The sequence below is a fragment of the Hansschlegelia beijingensis genome, assembly GCF_045505405.1.
In the GTDB taxonomy this organism is placed as follows: Bacteria; Pseudomonadota; Alphaproteobacteria; order Rhizobiales; family Methylopilaceae; genus Methylopila; species Methylopila beijingensis_A.
This window is the reverse complement of sequence record NZ_JBJKEX010000328.1, coordinates 1-3,426: the sequence shown is the minus strand read 5'-3', so window position 1 is coordinate 3,426 and position 3,426 is coordinate 1. Positions and strand designations below refer to the sequence as shown.

Sequence of the window (3,426 nt, the reverse complement as noted above, 5' to 3'; positions counted from 1 at the left end):
GTCTCGCGGCCACGCCGCACGAAACGGTCCAGTCCGCCGACGAGCGGCTCTCCCGCGCCACCGCCGCGCGCGAGCGTCTGGGGCCGGTCAATCTGCGCGCCGAGGAGGATCTCGCCGAGGCCGAGGCGAGCCACCAGACTCTGTCGGCCGAACAGGCGGACCTGACCGAGGCGATCGCGCGCCTGCGGGCCGCGGTCCGTTCGCTGAACCAGGAGGGCCGCACCCGCCTGCTCGCCGCCTTCGAACGGGTCGACGCGCATTTCCGCGAGCTGTTCACCAAGCTGTTCGAGGGCGGCGAGGCGCAGCTCGAACTGGTCGAATCGGACGATCCGCTCGAGGCGGGGCTCGAGGTGATCGCGCGGCCGCCGGGCAAGAAGCCCCAGACGCTCTCGCTGCTGTCCGGCGGCGAACAGGCGCTGACGGCGCTCGCGCTGGTGTTCGCGGTGTTCCTGACGAATCCCGCCCCGGTCTGCGTGCTCGACGAGGTCGACGCGCCGCTCGACGACGCCAATGTCGACCGATTCTGCGGCCTGCTCGAAGAGATGTCGCGCGCGACGACCACCCGGTTCCTGGTCGTCACCCACAATCCGCTCACGATGGCGCGCATGGACCGCCTGCTCGGCGTCACCATGGCGGAGCGCGGCGTCAGCCAGCTCGTGTCGGTCGATCTGCAGACGGCGGCCGAGCTCGCCGAGGCCGTCTAGTCGCGCCGAGGTGAAGACAAAGCCCTGGGAACAACGCCGGCTCAGAAGCTGATTTCTGTTGTGGATCAGGGATTTACATCTTTGCGGCGGAACCTTGACAGGGTTAGGACGAAAAAATAGGGTGCCGGCGGTTTTCGGGGGGGTCGGCCGCTCCGGGTGTCCGGCGAGGCTGCCGCGTAATGACGCAAAGCTCTGACGGAAAACCGGATCAACCAGATCCCGCCGGCGAAGGCGACCTGGCCGGCCGACTCGATCGGCTCGACAGGCAGCTGAAGCAGCGCTCCGAGACCGACACGAAGGCCGAGGCCGAAGCCAAGGGGCGCAGCGCGTCCATGGGCGCCGGCGTGGCGAACGCGCTCCGGCTCAGCTCGGAGTTCGTCGCCGGGGTTGTGGCCGGCGGCCTGATCGGCTGGGGCTTCGACCAGTTCCTGGGCATATCGCCCTGGGGACTGATCGTGTTCCTGCTGCTCGGCTTCGTCGCCGGCGTGTTGAACGTGATGCGCGCGGCGGGCATGACGCCCGGACCGCGCGTCGACTGACGAGGCGTCCCGCCAGCGGCGGGCTTACGACGAGGCGGCGCGACAGCGCCGGGACAGGGCAAAGGGACGATGGCCGGCGCGAGTGATCCGATCCACCAGTTCCAGATCGTCCCCCTCATCGGGGACGGGACCTTCGCCTTCACGAATTCCGCCCTGTATATGGGCCTGACGGTCGCCGCCATCACGGGCTTCCTGCTTCTCGGCACCTCCGCGCGCACGCTGGTTCCCGGTCGTCTGCAGTCGCTCGCCGAGCTTTCCTACGAGTTCGTCGCGACGACGATCCACCAGACGTCCGGCCGCGACGGCATGCGGTTCTTCCCGTTCGTCTACTCACTGTTCATGTTCATCCTGATCTCGAACCTGATCGGGATGATCCCCTACACGTTCACGGTCGCGAGCCAGCTGATCGTCACCTTCGCGCTGGCGCTGTCGGTGATCCTGACGGTGATCGGCTACGGCTTCGCCAAGCACGGGCTGGCCTTCCTCAAGCTGTTCGTGCCGCACGGCGTCCCGCTCGTGATCCTGCCGCTCGTGGTGGTGATCGAGGTGATCTCCTTCCTGTCGCGGCCGATCAGCCTCAGCGTCCGTCTGTTCGCCAACATGCTGGCGGGCCACATCACGCTGAAGGTGTTCGCCGGCTTCGTCACCATGCTCTCGGGCAGCCTCGGAGCGCTCGGCCTCGCCATCGGCGTGCTGCCGCTGGCGCTCGCGGTCGGCATCACCGCGCTCGAGTTCCTCGTCGCCTTCCTGCAGGCCTACGTCTTCACGCTGCTCGCCTGCATGTACCTGAACGACGCGCTGCACCCCGGCCACTGATCGGCCCGCTGCGCCCTCGCCCAGAAACCCACCTTCCCCATCGGAGTTCTCGTCATGGAAGCTGAAGCCGCCAAGTACATCGGCGCCGGTCTCGCCACCCTCGGCATGGGCGGCGCCGCCGTCGGCGTCGCGAACATCTTCTCCAGCTACCTCGCCGGCGCGCTGCGCAACCCGTCGGCCGCCGACGGCCAGTTCGCCCGCCTGATCTTCGGCTTCGCGGTGACGGAAGCGCTCGGCATCTTCTCGCTGCTCGTCGCGCTCCTCCTGCTGTTCGCCGTCTGATCAGCTGAACACGCTTGACGCGGGGCGATCGCCGCCCCGCGCGAGCCTATGGAGACCGCGATGACCGAGACCGTGGGCCAAAGCGGCCACACGATCGTGCTCGCCCAGCAGACGCACGACGGGGCGACGCCGACTTTCGCCGGAACGGAAACGGCGGGCTCCCACGGCGCGGGGCACGACCCGGCTTTCCCGCCCTTCGACGCCGGCACTTTCCCGGGCCAGCTGCTGTGGCTCGCGATCTTCTTCGGGCTGCTGCTGTGGCTGATGAAGTCGGTCGCGCTGCCGCGCGTCAGCAACATCCTGGAAGGCCGCGCCGATCGCATCGCGTCCGATCTCGCCGAAGCCAACCGGCTGAAGAACGAGACCGACGCCGCGATCGAGTCCTACGAGAAGGCGCTCGCCGCCGCTCGCGCTGAGGCCGGCCGCATCGCCGGCGAGATGCATGAGCGGATCGCCCGGGACGCCGAGGAGAAGCGCCAACAGCTCGAGGCCGAGCTGAACGCGAAGCTCGCCGACGCCGACCGGCAGATCGCCGAGAGCAAGACTTCGGCCCTGTCCAACGTTCGGGGCATCGCGGTCGAGGCCGGCGCCGCGATCGTCGAGCGGCTCACCGGCAAGGCGCCTGCGCAGCCCGAGATCGAGCAGGCGGTCGACGCCTCGCTCGCAGCCTGACGGAGATCATCATGGGCAGCGCAGAACTCTGGGTCGCCGTCGCCTTCCTGATCTTCATCGGCTTGCTGGTCTATGTCGGCGCGCCGGCCAAGATCCTCGGCGCGCTCGACGCCCGCTCGGCCAAGATCAAGGCCGAGCTCGACGAGGCGCGGGCGCTCCGCGAGGAGGCCCAGCGCCTGCTGGCGGACTACAAGCGCAAGCGCGAGGAGGCCGAGCGCGAGGCCGAGGCGATCGTCGCCAACGCCCGCAAGGACGCCGAGTTCTATGCGGCCGACGCCAAGGCCAAGGCCGAGGATTTCGTCGCCCGCCGGACCCGGGCCGCGGAGCAGAAGATCGCTCTGGCGGAGAGCCAGGCCCATTCGATTTCGACCACGGCGTCGTCATCGAACGGGCGCGCCAGCTGGCCGCGCACC

The 3,426-nt window shown here is 68.9% G+C and carries 6 protein-coding genes; all 6 read left to right on the top strand.

From position 1 onward, the window contains the following. The coding region (locus ACIKT0_RS15380; protein WP_407106199.1) for an AAA family ATPase at positions 1 to 704 on the top strand (704 nt) is incomplete at its 5' end. A gap of 179 nt (positions 705 to 883) precedes the next feature. Next, entirely contained in the window at positions 884 to 1,243 is a 360-nt protein-coding gene (locus ACIKT0_RS15375) for an AtpZ/AtpI family protein (RefSeq protein ID WP_407106198.1), read from the top strand. Positions 1,244 to 1,312: 69 nt separating this feature from the next. Then, positions 1,313 to 2,059 (top strand): F0F1 ATP synthase subunit A, encoded by a 747-nt coding sequence (locus ACIKT0_RS15370; protein ID WP_407106197.1) that lies wholly within the window; start codon positions 1,313 to 1,315, stop codon positions 2,057 to 2,059. A 54-nt stretch (positions 2,060 to 2,113) separates the two neighbouring features. Next, positions 2,114 to 2,341, top strand: a complete 228-nt coding sequence (locus ACIKT0_RS15365) for a F0F1 ATP synthase subunit C (RefSeq protein ID WP_183395327.1) — start codon at positions 2,114 to 2,116, stop codon at positions 2,339 to 2,341. Positions 2,342 to 2,401: 60 nt separating this feature from the next. Then, positions 2,402 to 3,013, top strand: a complete 612-nt coding sequence (locus ACIKT0_RS15360; RefSeq protein WP_407106196.1) for a F0F1 ATP synthase subunit B family protein — start codon at positions 2,402 to 2,404, stop codon at positions 3,011 to 3,013. Positions 3,014 to 3,024: 11 nt separating this feature from the next. Beyond that, on the top strand, positions 3,025 to 3,426 hold a 402-nt coding region (locus ACIKT0_RS15355), incomplete at its 3' end, for a F0F1 ATP synthase subunit B family protein (protein WP_407106195.1).